We start from the raw sequence: 16,249 nt of genomic DNA on the forward strand, positions 1-16,249 counted from the left end.
AGGGCCCCGGGCCAATAATGCCGTACTCAGGCGGCCTGGACGGGGATATCGTGCCCGGTGCGGGCGATGGCGTTGTCGGCGTCGAGATACACCAGATCGGGGGTGAACTCGCGCGCCTCGGCGGCATCCAGCTGGCCGTAGGCACAGATGATCACGCGATCGCCCACCGATGCCTTGTGCGCAGCGGCGCCATTGACCGAGATCACCCCGGACCCGGCTTCCGCCTCGATCGCGTATGTGGTGAAGCGTTCGCCGTTGTCCACGTTGTAGATCTGGATCTGCTCGAACGGCAGGATCCCGGAGGCCTCCAGCAGACGCGTATCGATCGCGCAGGACCCCTCGTACTCGAGCTCACAGTGCGTGACTCGGGCCTTGTGCAGCTTGCCCTTGAGCATGGTGACCAGCATAAGCGTCTTCCGTCGGCGAACGGTCTTTTCACGGGGCCGGGAATTATGCGCGATGCACGCGGGAGCGGCAATGTCCCGCGTCCGACTCAGGGCCGGCGATTATCGATCAGGCGCACGCTGTCCAGCCAGGCGGCCCCGAGGATCACGAGGTCCTGATCGCACAGGGCCTCGCCGGCTACCGGCTCGGCGAGATCCATCGCCCGGCGGATGGCCACGTATTCGGCATCCAGCCCTGCCTCGCGCAGGCGGTCGCAGGCCTCCGCCTCGATCTCGGTGACCCGGTCGGCCGCGCCGCTGCGGTCGCGCCGGCAGACGATGGCGACCTCGTCGAGCACGCGCTTGAGCGCCGGCGCCCGCGCGCGCGACTCCGCGGTCAGCCGGCTGTTGCGCGAGGAACAGGCCAGCCCGTCGGACTCGCGCACGGTCGGCACCGCATCCACCCGCACCGGCATGTCCAGCGAGCCGACCATGCGCTCGATCAGGCGGAACTGCTGGTAATCCTTCTCGCCGAACAGGGCGATGTCGGGGCGCACCAGGTTGAACAGCTTGGCGACCACCGTCGCCACACCGTCGAAATGGCCCGGACGGAACGCCCCCTCGAGGATCTCCGACAGCACCGGCACGACCACCTTCACCGGCGGCAGCCCGTCGTCCGGGTACATCACCGATTCGTCCGGGCAGAACAGGGTGTCGACGCCGGCATCCGCCAGCCGGCGGGAGTCTTCTTCCAGGCTGCGCGGGTAGTTCGCGAGGTCTTCCTCGCGGTCGAACTGCAGCGGATTGACGAAGATCGACACCACCACGCGCGACGCCCGCGCCCGCGCCTCGCGCACCAGTGCCATGTGCCCTTCGTGGAGGTGCCCCATGGTGGGCACCAGGGCAATGGTCTCCTGCCCGCCACGGCGCGACCATTCGCGGCGCATCGCCTGGATCTGGGGTCGATCTCGAAGGATTCTCATGGCCGTCCCGAGCCTCGTCTGAACCGGGGTTCTCTACAAAAAGGTATGCACGCCGGATTCGGGGAAGCGCCCCTCGCGCACCGCGCCGACATAGGCCCGCACCGCTCCGGCCAGCGAGCCGCCCTCGGCGAGGAAATCGCGGGCGAAGCGCGGCGGATTCGGGGTCAGGCCGATCACGTCGGCAATCACCAGCACCTGGCCGTCGCAGGCCGGGCTGGCCCCGATCCCGATCACCGGCACGTCGGCCGCCCGCGCCACCGCGGTGGCCAGTGCCTCGGTCACGCCCTCCAGCAGCAGGACCTGGGCCCCGGCCTGTTCCAGGCGCCCGGCCAGCGATTCCAGCTCGGCCGCCGCGGCGGCGTCGCGGCCCTGCACGCGGTACCCGCCCATGCGGTGCACCGCCTGCGGGGTCAGTCCGAGGTGGGCGCACACCGGGATGCCGGCATCCACCAGGCGTTCGACCACCGGGATCTGGGTCGCGCTGCATTCGATCTTGACCATGTGCGCCCCGGCCCGCATCAACGCGCCCGACTGCGCCAGGGCGGTGGCCGGATCGGCATCGCCCAGGAACGGCAGGTCGGCCATGATCAGGGCCCGGCGTGCCCCGCGGGCCACCGCGGCGGTGTGATAGACCATGTCCTCCAGGGTTACCGGCAGCGTGGTCGCGTGCCCCTGCACCACCATGCCCAGCGAATCTCCGACCAGGATCACCTCCACGCCCTGCTCGTCCAGCAGGCGCGCGAACGCGGCGTCGTAGGCGGTCAGACAGGCAAAGCGCTCGCCGGCCCGCCGACGCTCGGCCAGGGTGTTGACGGTGATCGCCCCCATGCGTGTCCCCTACAGCGTGATCGGCAGCGGGTTGAAGTAGTGTCGCCCGCCCTGGATCGGTTCGAGAAACTGCAGCAGCTGGTCGAAATCGGCCGGGTTGTTCACCCAGTCGATCTCGGTCGCGTTGACGATCACCAGCGCCGGTCCCTCGAAATGATAGAAGAAATCCGCGTAGGCGGCGTTCAGCCGTTCCAGATAGGCGGTTTCGATCCGGCGTTCATAGGCCCGTCCGCGCTGGCGGATGCGTTCCTGCAGCACGTCCACCGGCGCCTGCAGATAGATCACCAGATCCGGCTGCGGCAGCCCCTGGCGCAGCCGGCGGAACATCTCGTGGTAGATCTCCAGCTCGTCCGGGGCCAGATTGAGTTCGGCGAACAGCGGGTCCTTGTCCATCAGGTAGTCGGCCACATGCGCCTGCTGGAACAGCCCCTTCTGCGCCACCGGGGTCAGCTGGCGGACCCGCTGCACGAGGAAATACAGCTGGGTGGCCAGGGCATGCTTGGCCGGATCCTGATAGAAACGTTCCAGGAACGGGTTCTCGTCGGGGGCCTCCTGCAGGAGCTCCGCGCGCAGGTGTTCCGCCAGCCGCTGCGCCAGCGAGGACTTGCCGACGCCGATCGGCCCCTCGACCGCGATGAAGTCGAAATGGCCCAGGCTCATGCACCCGCCCCCGCACGGCGGCCCGGTGGTGGCTCCCCCGCGGCGGCCTCCGCGGCGCTGTCGCCCGACTCCTCCACCGGGATCAGGGCGGCGGGGTCAAAGGCACGGGCCAGCGCCGCCAGCGGGCCGCACCCGGGGATCTCCAGCCCCGGTGCCAGCTCCTGCAGCGGCAGGACCACGAAATTGCGCTCGGCCACCCCCGGATGCGGCACCGCGAGTCCCGGCTCGTCCAGCACCCGGTCGCCGTACAGCAGCAGGTCGAGGTCCAGCAGCCGCGGCCCCCAGCGCTGGCCGTCGCGCACGCGCCCGCAGCGCTGTTCGATCGCCTGCAGCGCATGCAGCAGTTCGCGCGGCGTCAGTCGGGTGTGCAGCCGGGCCACGGCATTGACGTAGTCCGGCTGGTCCGGCGGTCCCATCGGCGGATTGCGGTACAGCCGCGAGCGTCCGGCCAGCCGCGTATCGGGCACCTCAACGGCAAGGCGGGCGAAAGAGCCGCGAACCTGTGCCACCGGATCCCCCAGGTTGGCGCCGATGCCGATGTAGGCCGACACGGCCGCAGTGCGCCCGCCGGGCTGGATCCGGGTCATGCCGAGTCTTCCCCCGCCTTCTTCCCGCCCGAGCCGCCGGCACGACCCCGCGGCTTGCGCTTGCGGCGCTTGCGCTTGCCATCCCCGCCGGAGGCCCCGGTCATTGCCTTGCGTCCGGCCTCGTCCTTTTCCTGCAGTTCGGTCCACCAGCGGCAGGTCGCCTCGCTGGCATCCCCCACCTGCGCCCGCAGGCAGTAGAAGTCGTAACCGGCACGGAAACGCGGATGCGTCAGCAGCTTCAGGGCCCGCGCCCCGGAGTGGGTCTCCAGCCGGCTCTGCATGTCCCAGATCTCGCGAATCACCAGCGCAAAGCGGCGCGGGATGGTGATGGTCTCGCCCTGCTCGTCGAGGATCTGCGACATCGCCTGGTCCCAGGCCGGCGCCGGGTTCTCGCCTTCCTCGATGCGCGCACTGGCCTCCCACTGCAGCGGCGCCCACATCAGCGCGGCATACAAAAACGCCGGGTGCACGCCCTGGTCCTCGGCCAGCCGCTTGTCGGTGTTGCGCAGCGCCTCGACCAGGAAGGCCCGCTGGCTGAGACCGGCCTCGGGATCGTCGGGGTCGTCGAAGGCCTCGGCGGTGGACGGGAACATCGCCTCGAACAGACCGAAGCGTTCGAGCTCGTCGAGGCAGGTGACGGCCTCGCCGCTGTGGAACAGCTTGATCACCTCGTCGAACAGGCGTGCCGGCGCGACTTCCTGCATCAGCGGCGCCAGCCGGTGCATCGCCTCGTCCACCGCCGGGTCGATGCGAAGCCCCAGCTTGGCGGAGAAACGCACCGCCCGCAGCATGCGCACCGGATCCTCGCGCAGGCGCGTCTCGGGATCGTCGCCGATCAGGCGCAGAACGCCCTCGCGCAGGTCCTCGACGCCGCCGGTGTAGTCCAGCACCGAGAAGTCGTTGATGTCGTAATACAGCGCGTTGATGCTGAAATCGCGCCGCAGGGCGTCCTGCTCGATGGTGCCGTAGCGATTGTCGCGCAGGATGCGGCCGTCGTCGCTGAGGACCACGTCGCCGTCGTCGTCATCGTCGTCACCACCGGCATCGTGCGGGGCACGGAAGGTCGCGACCTCGATCACCTCGCGGCCGAACAGCACGTGCGCCAGGCGGAAGCGGCGGCCGATCAGCCGGCAGTTGCGGAACTCCCCGCGGACCTCTTCGGGGGTGGCGTCGGTGGCCACGTCAAAGTCCTTGGGCTCGCGCCCCAGCAGCAGGTCGCGCACCCCGCCGCCGACCAGACAGGCGCGGTAGCCCGCGTCACGCAGGCGGTAGAGCACCTTGAGCGCGTTGTTGTCGATGGCCGCGCGCGAGATGCCGTGCTCCTCGCGGCTGTAGACGCGAGGCACGACCGATGCGTCGCCGGCGCGCGGGGCGTCGTCGCGGGGGTCAGTTTCGGCCGGGGCCGGGATTTCGGTATCAGGGCGGGTCACGCAGGGCCGTCAAAATGGCTTCGGTGGCGTATCTTAACAGCTAATCCGTCCTTGTTCTCAGGGGAGCCACTTCACCGGTAAGGCGATAGCGCAGGTAGTCGTCCACGATGCGGCGGTGATCGAAGGCCAGTGGCAGACCGGGGTCGTCCGGGTCCAGCCAGGCACAGTCGCGCGCATCGTCGGCGGCCCGCGCCTGACCGTTCCCCTGAGCCAGATACACCACGCTCACGGTGTGCCCGCGGGGGTCGCGATCGGGCGCCGAATACACCCCCAGCAGGGCCTGCAGTTCGACCTGCAGACCGGTTTCCTCGCGGGCCTCGCGCACGGCGGCATGTTCGGCGCTCTCGCCCACGTCGACAAAGCCCCCGGGAAGCGCCCACCCGTGCGGCGGGTTGTGACGCTCGATGACCAGGATCCGGCCGGGCTCGGCGGCATGCCGGATCACCAGATCCACCGCCAGGGCCGGCGTACGCGGGCGTCGGTCACTCATCGGTTCCTCCCTGATCCTGCCGCACGAAACGCCGGATCTTGCGGCGCTCGCGTTTGTCCGGACGCCCCGAGGGCGCCGGGGCCCGTGCCTCGCGTTCCAGCCGCCGGCGGGATGCCTCCTGCTCGCGCGACTCGCGGCTCTCCGGGGTTTCGGTGTAGAGCTGCTCCGCCTCGGTCGCCGGGCGCCGCCGATCATCCAGCGCCACCACGTCGACCTCCATGGACCAGCTCCCCTTGTGCACCCGTACGCGATCCCCCGGATGCAGCTTGCGCGCGGGCTTGCAGCGCTCGCCATTGACATGGACCTTGCCGCCGGACACCGCCTCCGTCGCCAGGGCGCGGGTCTTGAAGAAACGCGCCGCCCACAGCCACTTGTCCAGACGCAGGCTGGACGCAGGCGTCGCCGCTGCACCCGTCCGGCTCATGAGCACCCCCGCGCGAGCACTGCGGGCGCCCCGCGCACACCCGGGACCGGTAGTCGGCCCGGGCTTTTATCCGCGGACCGGAGCGACCAGAATGCCGCCTTCATGCACCGATATTTCCGGAGGGGGAACCGGTCGCCCGCGGGCCACCGGGCCATGCCATGGACTTTCCGCATCTGCACCTGGTCAGCTTCGATATTTGTCCTTTCGTCCAGCGTAGCCTCATCACGCTGAATTACAAGGCAGCGCCGTACGAACTCACCCGCATCGACCTCGCCGACCCGCCCGACTGGTTCCGGGAACGCTCGCCGCTGGGCAAGGTCCCGATCCTGATCGTGAACGGGGACACGGTCCTGTTCGAATCGGCGGTCATCAACGAATACATCGACGCCGTTACCCCGCCCGAACGCCTGCCTCCGGAACCGCTGGAACGCGCCCGGGCCCGCGCCTGGATCGAGTACCTGTCGGAACAGACCTTCGCGCAGTACCGCTGGATGACCGCGGCCGACGAGGACGCCTTCGAACGGGCCGCACACGAAGCGGCACGAGGTCTGGAGCGACTGGAACGCCAGATGGCCGGCGACCGCACGCTGGCCGGGGCGGAGTTCTCGCTGGTGGACGCGACCCTGGCGCCGCTGCTGATGCGCTACGCCCTGCTCACCCACGAAGACAGCCCCTGGGACCCCGAATCCTTCCCGCGCCTGGCGGCGCGCTGGCAGTGGCTGGAGGCGATGGACGCGGTACGCGACTCGGTACCGGCGGATTTCTCGCAGCGCCTGGCCACCTACCTGGATGGCCAGACCGGCACCGCGCCCCGGCAACTGGCGGCCGCACTGCGCGACGGCTGATCACCCCTCGGGCCAGACCCCGCGCCGCAGATACCGGCCGGCGGGGATTTCGGGCATCCAGTACATCCACACCGGACGCGGCCCCGACGCAGGCCCGGAACCGGAAGAGGGGTCGGGATCGGCGAGTACCAGAGCGCGGCGATACATGCCCCGCCCGTCCGCCCGGAAGTCCTCCAGACGATCCACCGGCGGCAGACTGCGGCGTGGCTCGGGCAGACGCATGATCTCGCCCTGAATGCGGTCGTAACCGGAGACCGGCGCCGGGCTGGCCGGGGGGTCATGCCGCCACTGCAGGGCCGCATCGGCCTCCGGGTCGTCCGACCCCTCGGCCAGGATACGTTCCTGCGGAATGACCGCCCCGGGGTAGCCATGGGGCAGGTGATACAACCAGCCGGGCACGCTCGCCGGAACCACCTCCAGGGCATGGCCGCAATGCGCGGCAAAGTTGGCATACCCGCGCTTCAGCGTGCCGTAGACGAACAGGTCGATGAACGGGGAAGACATGATCCGATCCCCACCTCCGCTCTATTTTGCGGTTGAGTCACCCTCCGGCTCCGACGCCGGCTGCAACAGGCGGGCGGCCAGCGGAACCTCGCCCGGCCAGTCCACCACGTAATCGATGATCGGCAGATCCGGGGCATCGCATTCGCGCAGGACCCGCCCGGCCACCGACACCCCGGCGCGGCGCACGCTGTCCGGATCGCCGGTCAGCAGCGGGTGCCAGCTCGGCAGGGGCTGCCCGGCAAAGCGCAGGCGATAGGCGCAGGTGGGCGGCAGCCAGTCGTATTGCGCCACCTTCTCCAGGGTCAGCTGCAGACAGTCCGGCACGGACTCGCGACGCCGGGCATAGTCGGAGCAATGGCCGGTCTCGCAGTCGAGCAGGTCACAGGCCAGCCAGGTGTGGGCCAGTTCGCCGGTATCCTCGTCCTCGAACTTGTGCAGGCAGCAGCGCCCGCAGCCGTCGCAAAGGGCCTCCCATTCGGCCGCGTCGAGTTCCTCCAGCGGGCGCTGGTAAAAGGGCCGTTCGTCGCTCACGGCGTCTCCGCCCGGTGGTCCTCTTCGCCCAGCCGCCGGCGCCCCTCTTCCTGCAGGCGCTGCTCGACCCGGCTCCAGCGCTCCTGCGTGGTGTAGTGCATGGTCGGCCGTCCGCGGTCGGGCAGCAGCACGGCCACACCCTGATCGGGATACAGCCAGTAGGCGTGGTCGCTGTCGATCTGCATGCGCTCGGCCGGCTCGCCGAAATGCCGGCGCAGCAGATCCGCGTCCCAGCGTGCCCGGGGGATATAGCTCATCTCCACCACCGGCACGTTACCCAGCGATGCAAGGGTGTCGTCGTCCAGGCCGTAGCGCCGGGCACCCGACGGCATCGGCCGCTCGGAGGTCGTCCCCGCCTCGATACGGTCCAGGTCGGCCTCGTCCAGATCGGGACGCAGGATCAGGTTGGTCTCGAACGGCTCGATGCGGGCGTTCACGTAATACGCCTCCACCGAGCGCGTCCCGTCGGGGTCCTCGAACATCCGGATCTCGGGCACCGGCAGCCGCCCCATGAGATCCGCCATGGTGGTCTCGCCCAGGGTAATCCCCAGCACCCGCGTGTGCTGCCGGTCCAGCACCTCCACCTGCCAGGGCAGGCTGTCGAACTGCCGGGTCTGCTGCCCGCCGGGCTGCATGTAGACGAACATCGCCAGGGCCAGAATGCCCGCGAGGACAACCGCCCCGATGGTCCAGCGTAGATTCATGCCGACTTCTGCTCCCGAGCCACCCCTGCGCGAATCCTCGCGGGGTCGCTATACTGGGCGGCTCGCAAACCACCCGGCGCCCCGCGTCCGATCACGCATGATCTCACGTTTGTCTGCCTGGATCACGGCCCGCTCGGTCCCGTCCACATACACCGGCCGCACCCTGATCATCGCCTCGCACCGCGAACTCGCGCGGGCGCCCGACTGGCTCGCCGGTCTCGGCGAGGCCCTGGGCCCGCTGCTGCTGGGCGTCAGCGATGCCCCCCGTGACAGGGAGGCCGCCGTGCCCGGAGCCCCCGATGATCTGCCGGCGGTGGCCCTGCCCCCCGAACTCGCCCCGGTGCGCCTGGCCCGCCTGCGCCCCCGGGCCGTGGTACTGCTGGGCCCGGTCGATCTCCCCGGCGAGGCGCTGCGGGCCGTCGTGGCCGCCGGGGCCCGCGTGGCCTGGGTCAACGCCGAGGGCCCCGCCCCGGAAGGCCTCCCCTTTGCCACCGTGCTGGCCGCCCGGGATGGCGCCGTGGACCCGGCACTGGGCGCCGAGACCACCGGCGACCCGCTCGCCGGGGCCATATCCCTGCCCCCCGCACCGGAAGACCCGGATCCCGAGCGGGCGTTCTGCGAACGCTTCGCCGAATACCGCGAGCGCGGCCACCCGATTCTGCTGGCCCCGAACACCGGCCCGGACGAGGAGGCGTTCGCCTTCGCAGTACTGTTCGCGGTCCTGCAGAAGACCGCCGCCCTGCTCCTGCTCGCACCGGCGGACCCCGAACGCCACGAGCCGGTCTACCGCGATGCAATCAAGTACTCGCTGCCGATCGTGCGCCACAACCGGTTCATGACCTCGTACGTCCCGCGCAAGAACCGGGTCTACTACATCGAGGATCCGCAGACCCTGCAGGCCGCCTACGCCTGCGCCGACATCACCCTGCCCGGCGGCACCCTGGCAGCCACGCGGACCCCGCCGGATCTGGCACGCCCCCTGGCCTGCGGCAGTGCCGTGGTGACCGGGCCGGCCGCCAGCGGCGACGCCCCGGAAGACGAGGTCCGCCTGCGGCGTGCCGCGGAGACCACCGGCCTGATCCGCCGCGGAGAAGATCCCGATGCCGTGGCCGCCGCGATTCTCGAGACCCTTTCGACCCTGCCGGATGCCGGGCAGCGCCAAGCGCGGCTGACCCGATGGCTGGAACGACAGGCCACGGCCCGCGACCGGGTCGCGGCCCGCCTGGCCGAACATCTCGCGGCTGCCCCCGCGCCTTCCTGAGCGCCCTTAGCATATCTCCCGGGGTCTGGTCTATAATTTGAAACAAGTGCGAATCCGGACCGGAAAATGATCGACGGCAGCAGCGGCCTGCAGGGCATCCAGAAGGGCATGACGCAGATGCGTCAGCAGGCCCACACCGTGGCCACCGAGAACGCCGGCAGCCGCCAGAGCAACACGGCGATGGTCGAGATGAGCGCGAGCCAGCGTCACGTGGAAGCGAACGTGAAGACCCTGCAAGCCGAAGACCGCATGATCGGGAGCCTGCTCGACGTCCGCGCCTGACGCGGAAGCGAGGGACACCATGGAAGCACCGCTGACCAATCCGGCACCGCCGACCGTCCCGGCCACCCGGCCGAGCGGTTCGGACCGCCTGGGTCTCGGCCAGCTGTCCGCGCCATCGGAGTTCGATCGCCCGCTGAACGACCCCGAAGCCGGGGCCGCGCGCCGTCCCATCGAGGACCGCGCCGAGCAGCAGCGCAACCGCAACGGGGACGAGGGCGACCCGCGTGCCGACCTGGTCCTGCCCCGCAACGACCGCGAAATGGCCGGCCAGGCGCGCCTGGCGGCCGAGATCGAGGCGTTTCAGTCCGGCACCGCCGACGATGCCCGTCCGGGCGAGGAGCGCATCGCCGACGGCGGCGCACTGGAGGATTCCGGGGTCGAAGCCCTGCGCCGGCGTGTGGAACTGGCCTTCAGCTTTGCCGGCCCGGCCGAGGAACCCCGCCGCGAGCTGAACATCGTCGTCTGACCGCGGCGGTGCCGCCCTGCGGACTCAGGCGTCTCCCCGCCGCGGGAACTCCGCCAGCCACTCCTGCGCCCGCTCCCCCGCATGCAGCCGCTCGTCCGCGTTGAGTTCGCGTGCCACCCGCTCGCGATAGCGCGCCGCACTGGCCACGCCCATCTCCGCGGCGATCGCATACCACTTGAAGGCGGAGACATCCGAGCGCTCCACGCCCTCGCCCATCGCGAACAGCCGCGCCAGGTTGGCGGCCCCGCGGCCCTCGCCGGCCTCGGCGGCCAGCAGATACCACTGCGCCGCCTGCTCGGAGTCCTGCGGCAACCCGCGCCCCTCGTCGAACTTCAGGCCCAGGTTGAACATCGCCTGCGGATTGCCGCCCTCGGCGGCGGCATGGAACCAGCGCGCCGCCTCGTTCGGGCTGGCCTCCACGCCGTCGCCCTGTTCGAACAGCACCGCCAGATTGAACGCGGCATCCGGCCAGCCCGCCTCGGCCGCCTGCAGATACCAGATCGCGGCACGCGCCGGGTCGCGCGGCATGTGCGTGCCTTCATCCAGCAGCACCCCCAGGTTGTAGGCCGCGAGCGGATCACCCGCGGTGGCGGCCTGCTGCCAGCGGTCCACCGCCCGCGCGGTGTCTCCGTCCCTCCAGGCCGCGCGCGCCTGCTCGAGCAGCCCGCGCGGATCATTTGATGCATTCATGGTGCGAACTCGGTTCGGGACATGTCGGCCGGCAATGTACCGACCGGACAACGCAGCGTCGATGTCCCCCACGCCGGCCGGGCACGCGAACCACAGAGCGTGACGCCATTCTCATTTTGTCACCGGCATCCCGCTTGCGTGCGGATCCGCCCGGCGCGGCTCGGGAACTCACCCCCGGGGGGCAGGAGACGCAGGGGTGACGGGACCCTGTCCCTGATTCTTACCCTTGTCCCAATGAGGAGGACCTTGATGAAACGTTCCACGAAACTGCTGGCAGCCACCGCCATCGCGCCCTTTGCCCTGCTGATCGCCGGCTGCGGCGGTGACGACATGGGCATGGACGAGTTCGAAGAACAGCAGATGGAAGAAGGCGCGCCGCCGGCCGAGGACGGAATGGGTGGCGGCATGCAGGAAGGCGCCCCGCCGGAAGGTGACATGGGAGGCCAGGGAATGGAACCCGAAGGCGATGGCATGGACGACGGCATGGGTGGCGACATGGAAGGCGACGACGAACCCCAGTTCTGATCGTCCCGCCCAAACGCTCCGCCGGGGCGATGCGACCGCATTTCCCGGCCGCCGGGGCCCGACCGGAAACCTTCTCCGGTCGGGCCTTTTTATTGCTGCCGGGATCAACCGGCGAGCGAGGTCGCCCGCGGCTCAGAACCGGTGCGTCAGTCCGACGGAAATCGTCCGGGGCTGGTTCGGACGGGCCCCGTAAGGCGTACGTGCCACGACACGCTGTTCGTCGAAGACATTGCGGGCCCGCAGGAACACGTCGGTATCCCCGGTCAGCGCATAGCGACTCACCAGATCGACGGTCATCAGGGATTCGGTCTCATCAAAATCCGAATCACTGTTGTTACAGCCAACGGAGCTGCAGGAAGCACCGGTATAGTTCAGCACCGCGTGGTTATCCCACCCGCTCGGATGCTCCAGGCCTGCCCGCAGATTCAGCTGATGGCGCGGGATATCCTGCAGACGATCGCCCTTTTCCAGGGCCGAGGCCGGGTTGTCGCTGCTGATGCGCGCCCGGGTATAGGTGTAGGCCGCCGACACCGGCACCTGGAAGGAACCTGCCGCGAACTCCGTCCCGGCCTGCACCTCGACCCCGGAGATCTCCGCCTCGCCGGTAGTGAACGTACCCGAGGTGGAACCATCCGAGCACGGCGACCCCACGGAACAGTCTTCCTTCTGGTCGGTAAAGTCACTGTGGAACCCGATCGCCTCGGCGAACAGATTCCCGGAGCGATAGCGCCCGCCCAGCTCCCAGTTGATACTGGTCTCGGGGGCGGTACCGGACTCGGCTCCACCTCCGGCCGGCGAAAAGCCGCGGTGCACACCGGCCAGCAGCTGCCAGCGATCGTCCACGTCAAAGGTCATGGAAGCCCCGGGCAGCCATTCGCTGTAGGAGTTCGACCGCCGATAGTCCACGGTATTGCGGCTGGCGTCCGCGTACTGAACCCGCGAGGTCTTCACGTCTTCGTACCGCATGGCCAGATTCAGACGCAGCCGGTCGTTCACCTGCCACTCGTCGGTAACCCACAGACTCCAGGCCTCGCCATCCTCGAAACGATTGTTGCCCCCGGAGGGCTCGACCCGGCCCTGACGCACCAGCGAACCGTTGACCTGATCGTAGATCTCCACGGGCTGGAAACGATCCATCTCGTCTTCGTGGTACCGCACGCCGGTCCGGATCCAGTGGTCGCCGAGCGCCAGATCGAACTCGGTCTGCACGCCCTGCGAGACGTACTCCCGATTGTTGTTCTTGTACTCGAGCCCCGTAGTGTCCCGGGTGCCCCGCAACGTACCAAGCGCGTCCGCATCGCCTTCATTGGCGTCCGCCAGCAGGTTGCCATCGAGCTTGAACCAGTTGCGCGCGAACTCGTTGCGATAGACGGTCGATGTCTGCCGCACTTCCGGGGTCCAGTCGAACTCGTGAATGAGGCTGACACCCTGATGATCGTTGTTCATCTGGTCGATCTCGGACAGCCCGTAACGGCGATCGGGATCACGCGAAAAATCATCGTCAGTCAGGCCCAGATAGGTCTCATTGGACGTCTCCTCGGAATGCTGGGCCTTCAGTTCAACGCTCTGGCGCGCCCCGTCCCAGCGCAACTTGGCCACGTAGTCCTCGATGCGGAAGCCCGTGTCACGGCTGCTGCGGTCGATGTCCTTGAAACCATCGCTGCGACGCTGGACCGTCTCGATCATGTAACTCCAGTCACCGATACGATCTCCCCAGGTCGCGTGCACGTCGAGACCGCCGTGCTCCCCGGCTACGGTCTCGATGCTGCCGGCGCGTTCCGCCGGAATCGGCGTGGAACGCAGGTTGATCACGCCACCGGTGGTCTGCGGCCCGTGCCGCAGAAGCGGCGCCCCCTTGAGAACCTCGATGGAATGGAGGCGCTTGGTGGTGGGGAAATAATAGGCCGCCGGATTGGAATACGGCGCCGGCGCCATCAGCACACCGTCTTCCATGATCGTCACCTTGCTGCTGCGCCCCGGAGGTGCGGCACGCACCCCGATGTTCGGCCGCAGGCCGAAGCCCTCTTCCTCGCGAACGTACATACCCGGGACGGTTTTCAGCGCCTGGTGGATGTCGGTCGTCCCGTCGAGCTCCAGCTGTTCGGGTTCCACGACGGCCCCCGAACCCGGCAGCTCCCGCGCCTGAGCCGAATCGCCGATGATCTCCACCGGTGCCAGACGATCGGTATCGGCATCCTGAGCGTTGGCTATCGGCATCCCGGCGACGCCCACGACCGCCAGTGCTACCGCGCGATGGCGCCAGCTTGCCGGCCCCATTCCGCGCTCCCGATCAACGCCGGCCTCACACCCGTAACTAAAGGAATGAACGCTTCTCATTCGCTCTCTGCGAGCCATTTCTTTCTCCCTTCGGTTTGCACGACAGCGCACCGCCTCGACCGGTGACATGTCGCGGTTCAAGTAACGAAAAATGGCTGGCTGAGGGAGCGGGTCCCCTGGCTGGCGGGTGCCGTGGCGGCCGCCACGGCGTGGAATGCTTTTATTTGGTCAGGATCAGCTTCCTGCTGGACGTCACCCGGAGGGTGTAGCACTGGCCTTCATGGCGGATATACAGTCGATCGGCATCACACAGCAGGTCGCTCGAGGCGATTTCCCGTGGAACGCCGGCGGGCCGGTCTTCCGGCCCGGCCCCGGCCCCGGCCCCGGCCCCGACACGAGGCTGCTCGGTGTGCTCCGGAACGGATCCCGGCTGGTGGCGGTTTTCGCTGGAACTCATTCTGCCTCCCCGGCCGCCCCGCCCCTTGCGGGACGGCCGTATTCAATGCCCCGGAGCCTTACTCGGCGGAGCCCGCCTGGCTCTGTTCGTAGTTCTGCAGGCCGATCCGCTCGATCAGCTGCAATTGGGTCTCCAGCCAGTCGATATGGCTTTCCTCGCTGTCCAGGATCTTCTGGAGCAGATCGCGGCTCCCGTAGTCCCGGACCTGTTCACAGTGGGCGATCGCGTCGCGGTAGACCGCTTCCCCCTCGTGCTCCAGCGCCAGGTCCGCCTCGAGGATCTCGCGCGTGGTCTCCCCGATTCTCAGCGTGCCCAGATCCTGCAGATTGGGCAGGCCGTCGAGGAACAGGATGCGGTTGATCAGCTCGTCCGCATGCTTCATCTCGTCGATCGATTCTTCGTATTCGGCCGCGGCCAGCTTCTCCAGGCCCCAGTCCCGGAACATGCGGGAATGGAGGAAATACTGGTTGATGGCCGTCAGTTCGCCCTTGAGTGCCTGGTTGAGGTAACGGATTACTTCCTTATCACCCTGCATCGTGACTCTCCTTCTCGTTCTCGTTGTGTTGCTGATTGCGGCGAGCACCGCGCGTCCGGCAGCCGCGCCATGAAGCGGCCTGCGCCCCCCCTGTCAGGATCCTGCGCGGGGGCTCCGCGATGCAAGATGGTCTCAAGGCATGGGAATGCTATAGCGAATGAGAACTGTTTTCAATAGCTCCATATAAAACCAGAAACGGCAGGGGCTGGCGGCGCCTGTTCCCGGTACGGTGCTTCAGCGAATCAGCGGCGGTTCCGCCAGGCTTTCAGGCCGGATGCGGTCGGCACAGTCCGCGACCGCGCCGTCGGGGCCCTCGCAGGCGGCGACGTCGTTGACGAGGATGCGCCCGACGCGATCACAGGACGTATCCGTCATGCGGAAGGCCCGCACCGAGGTGCTCCCCGCCCGCAGCGGTGCCATCTCGAGCAGCGTCCGGCTCTGGATGATGCCGTCATCGCCGAACACCACCAGATCCAGCTGCAGCGACTCCAGCGCCTGATCCAGGCCGTTCTCCAGTACCAGATGGGCGCGACAGTCGTCGCCGTCGGGCTCCAGCTTGTTCAGCTGGACGCCGATCCCGCCGCCGTCCTCCGCCAGTGCCGGCAGCGCCAGGACCAGCCCCAGCACGCCTGCCGCAAGTCCGCCGTGAATCTGCCGCTTTCGTGTCATCTCGCCTGCCTCCACAACGCGTCGATCCGTCGTTCGTCAGCGCACCGAAAAATTCACCGGCACCACGATCTCGTAGCCGTCCAGACCGATACTGTCCGGCGCCGGAAACGGGTCGGCCCGCTGCACCATGTCTTCCACCGCGCGATCCAGGATCCCGGAGCCGGAACTCTCCTGGATCTCGTAGTCGATCACCGAACCATCACGGGCGAGCTGCAGCCGGACCTCCACGGTACCTTCCTGCCGGCGACGCTGGGCCGCTCTGGGATAACGCTTGTGCTGCTCGACCCAGGCCTGCAGTTCGGCAAGGTAGTCCCTCTCCGCCCCGGGGTCGCCGCCGCCCGTGGCATCCGTCTCGGCGGCCCCCTCCGCGTCCCCGGCGGGGCCGGACTCGTCGGCCGTCGGGTCCGTTTCGCCCGGCTCATCGGCCACAGCATCGGTTTCGGCGACCGTCTCGGCCGTGCCAGCGGGCTCCGGTTCGGGCTCCGGTTCGGGCTCCGGTTCGGGCTCCGGTTCGGGCTCCGGTTCGGGCTCCGGTTCGGGCTCCGGTTCGGGTTCCGGTTCGGGCTCGGGCTCGGGCTCGGGCTCGGGCTCGGGCTCCGGTTCGGGCTCGGGTTCCGGCTCGGGTTCAGGTTCGGGCTCGGGTTCGGGCTCGACCTCCTCCGCCTGGCGGACCGGCTGGCGTTCCGGCTCCCGAGCCTCGGCCTCCTCCGGCCGGACC

The 16,249-nt window shown here is 68.8% G+C and carries 22 protein-coding genes; 5 read left to right on the forward strand and 17 right to left on the reverse strand.

Features of this window, described 5'->3' with window-relative positions; translation table 11 throughout:
- Window positions 1-26 precede the first annotated feature (26 nt).
- From panD to F787_RS0107835, 8 genes are all read right to left on the reverse strand, one after another.
- The gene (gene panD / locus F787_RS0107800) at window positions 27-407 is read right to left on the reverse strand and encodes an aspartate 1-decarboxylase (protein WP_018871149.1); all 381 of its coding nucleotides are present in this window, start codon (window positions 405-407) and stop codon (window positions 27-29) included.
- A gap of 86 nt (window positions 408-493) precedes the next feature.
- Complete coding sequence (gene panC, locus F787_RS0107805; protein WP_028491837.1) at window positions 494-1,366, reverse strand: pantoate--beta-alanine ligase; 873 nt, start codon at window positions 1,364-1,366, stop codon at window positions 494-496.
- A gap of 33 nt (window positions 1,367-1,399) precedes the next feature.
- Window positions 1,400-2,194 carry a 3-methyl-2-oxobutanoate hydroxymethyltransferase gene (gene panB, locus F787_RS0107810; protein ID WP_028491838.1) on the reverse strand — a complete coding sequence of 265 codons (795 nt, stop codon included), beginning with the start codon at window positions 2,192-2,194 and terminating at the stop codon, window positions 1,400-1,402.
- 9 nt (window positions 2,195-2,203) lie between these two features.
- Window positions 2,204-2,854 (reverse strand): deoxynucleoside kinase, encoded by a 651-nt coding sequence (locus F787_RS0107815; RefSeq protein ID WP_018946545.1) that lies wholly within the window; start codon window positions 2,852-2,854, stop codon window positions 2,204-2,206.
- The gene (gene folK / locus F787_RS0107820) at window positions 2,851-3,441 is read right to left on the reverse strand and encodes a 2-amino-4-hydroxy-6-hydroxymethyldihydropteridine diphosphokinase (protein ID WP_028491839.1); all 591 of its coding nucleotides are present in this window, start codon (window positions 3,439-3,441) and stop codon (window positions 2,851-2,853) included. Before folK ends, F787_RS0107815 begins: the two co-directional genes overlap by 4 nt.
- Window positions 3,438-4,871, reverse strand: a complete 1,434-nt coding sequence (gene pcnB, locus F787_RS0107825; protein WP_028491840.1) for a polynucleotide adenylyltransferase PcnB — start codon at window positions 4,869-4,871, stop codon at window positions 3,438-3,440. The genes folK and pcnB overlap by 4 nt, the downstream gene beginning before the upstream one ends.
- A 40-nt stretch (window positions 4,872-4,911) precedes the next feature.
- The gene (locus F787_RS0107830; protein WP_018871155.1) at window positions 4,912-5,361 is read right to left on the reverse strand and encodes an NUDIX hydrolase; all 450 of its coding nucleotides are present in this window, start codon (window positions 5,359-5,361) and stop codon (window positions 4,912-4,914) included.
- Window positions 5,354-5,785, reverse strand: a complete 432-nt coding sequence (locus tag F787_RS0107835; RefSeq protein ID WP_018871156.1) for an RNA-binding S4 domain-containing protein — start codon at window positions 5,783-5,785, stop codon at window positions 5,354-5,356. Before F787_RS0107835 ends, F787_RS0107830 begins: the two co-directional genes overlap by 8 nt.
- 158 nt (window positions 5,786-5,943) lie before the next feature.
- On the opposite strand from F787_RS0107835, the gene F787_RS0107840 reads away from it, so the two are divergent.
- A complete protein-coding gene (locus F787_RS0107840) occupies window positions 5,944-6,630 on the forward strand; it encodes a glutathione S-transferase family protein (protein ID WP_019021354.1) in 687 nt (228 codons plus the stop codon).
- Here F787_RS0107840 and F787_RS0107845 read toward each other — a convergent pair whose 3' ends face one another.
- The 3 genes from F787_RS0107845 to F787_RS0107855 are packed head-to-tail and all read right to left on the reverse strand — an operon-like array spanning window position 6,631 to window position 8,369.
- Window positions 6,631-7,134 carry a gamma-glutamylcyclotransferase gene (locus F787_RS0107845; protein WP_018871158.1) on the reverse strand — a complete coding sequence of 168 codons (504 nt, stop codon included), beginning with the start codon at window positions 7,132-7,134 and terminating at the stop codon, window positions 6,631-6,633.
- A 21-nt stretch (window positions 7,135-7,155) separates the two neighbouring features.
- Window positions 7,156-7,665, reverse strand: coding sequence for a YcgN family cysteine cluster protein (locus F787_RS0107850; RefSeq protein WP_019021355.1), 510 nt, complete (start codon window positions 7,663-7,665; stop codon window positions 7,156-7,158).
- Complete coding sequence (locus tag F787_RS0107855) at window positions 7,662-8,369, reverse strand: hypothetical protein (RefSeq protein WP_028491841.1); 708 nt, start codon at window positions 8,367-8,369, stop codon at window positions 7,662-7,664. The genes F787_RS0107850 and F787_RS0107855 overlap by 4 nt, the downstream gene beginning before the upstream one ends.
- A 97-nt stretch (window positions 8,370-8,466) precedes the next feature.
- Between F787_RS0107855 and F787_RS0107860 the strand changes: the two genes are divergently transcribed.
- The 3 genes from F787_RS0107860 (at window position 8,467) to F787_RS0107870 (ending at window position 10,378) form a co-directional block, all read left to right on the forward strand.
- Window positions 8,467-9,630, forward strand: a complete 1,164-nt coding sequence (locus F787_RS0107860) for a hypothetical protein (protein WP_028491842.1) — start codon at window positions 8,467-8,469, stop codon at window positions 9,628-9,630.
- Window positions 9,631-9,696: 66 nt separating this feature from the next.
- Window positions 9,697-9,912, forward strand: coding sequence for a hypothetical protein (locus F787_RS0107865; RefSeq protein ID WP_018946554.1), 216 nt, complete (start codon window positions 9,697-9,699; stop codon window positions 9,910-9,912).
- Between the two features lie 19 nt (window positions 9,913-9,931).
- Entirely contained in the window at window positions 9,932-10,378 is a 447-nt protein-coding gene (locus F787_RS0107870; RefSeq protein WP_028491843.1) for a hypothetical protein, read from the forward strand.
- A gap of 24 nt (window positions 10,379-10,402) precedes the next feature.
- Here the strand turns inward: F787_RS0107870 and F787_RS0107875 are convergent, their stop codons facing one another.
- A complete protein-coding gene (locus F787_RS0107875; protein WP_018871164.1) occupies window positions 10,403-11,068 on the reverse strand; it encodes a tetratricopeptide repeat protein in 666 nt (221 codons plus the stop codon).
- Between the two features lie 249 nt (window positions 11,069-11,317).
- On the opposite strand from F787_RS0107875, the gene F787_RS0107880 reads away from it, so the two are divergent.
- A complete protein-coding gene (locus F787_RS0107880) occupies window positions 11,318-11,593 on the forward strand; it encodes a hypothetical protein (RefSeq protein WP_018871165.1) in 276 nt (91 codons plus the stop codon).
- A gap of 132 nt (window positions 11,594-11,725) precedes the next feature.
- On the opposite strand, the gene F787_RS0107885 is transcribed toward F787_RS0107880, so the two are convergent.
- From F787_RS0107885 to F787_RS0107905, 5 genes are all read right to left on the reverse strand, one after another.
- Window positions 11,726-13,870: a TonB-dependent receptor domain-containing protein gene (locus F787_RS0107885; protein WP_042805777.1), complete on the reverse strand. Its 2,145-nt coding sequence runs from the start codon at window positions 13,868-13,870 to the stop codon at window positions 11,726-11,728.
- A gap of 220 nt (window positions 13,871-14,090) precedes the next feature.
- On the reverse strand, window positions 14,091-14,327 hold the full coding sequence (locus F787_RS0107890; RefSeq protein WP_028491845.1) for a hemin uptake protein HemP: 237 nt from the start codon (window positions 14,325-14,327) through the stop codon (window positions 14,091-14,093).
- Between the two features lie 58 nt (window positions 14,328-14,385).
- A complete protein-coding gene (bfr, locus tag F787_RS0107895) occupies window positions 14,386-14,862 on the reverse strand; it encodes a bacterioferritin (RefSeq protein WP_028491846.1) in 477 nt (158 codons plus the stop codon).
- Window positions 14,863-15,096: 234 nt separating this feature from the next.
- Complete coding sequence (locus F787_RS0107900) at window positions 15,097-15,531, reverse strand: hypothetical protein (RefSeq protein WP_026279615.1); 435 nt, start codon at window positions 15,529-15,531, stop codon at window positions 15,097-15,099.
- Between the two features lie 36 nt (window positions 15,532-15,567).
- Window positions 15,568-16,249 (reverse strand): energy transducer TonB (locus F787_RS0107905; protein ID WP_028491847.1); only part of this gene is annotated, 682 nt, incomplete at its 5' end.

This window comes from Thioalkalivibrio sp. ALE19 (genome assembly GCF_000428605.1).
In the GTDB taxonomy this organism is placed as follows: Bacteria; Pseudomonadota; Gammaproteobacteria; order Ectothiorhodospirales; family Ectothiorhodospiraceae; genus Thioalkalivibrio.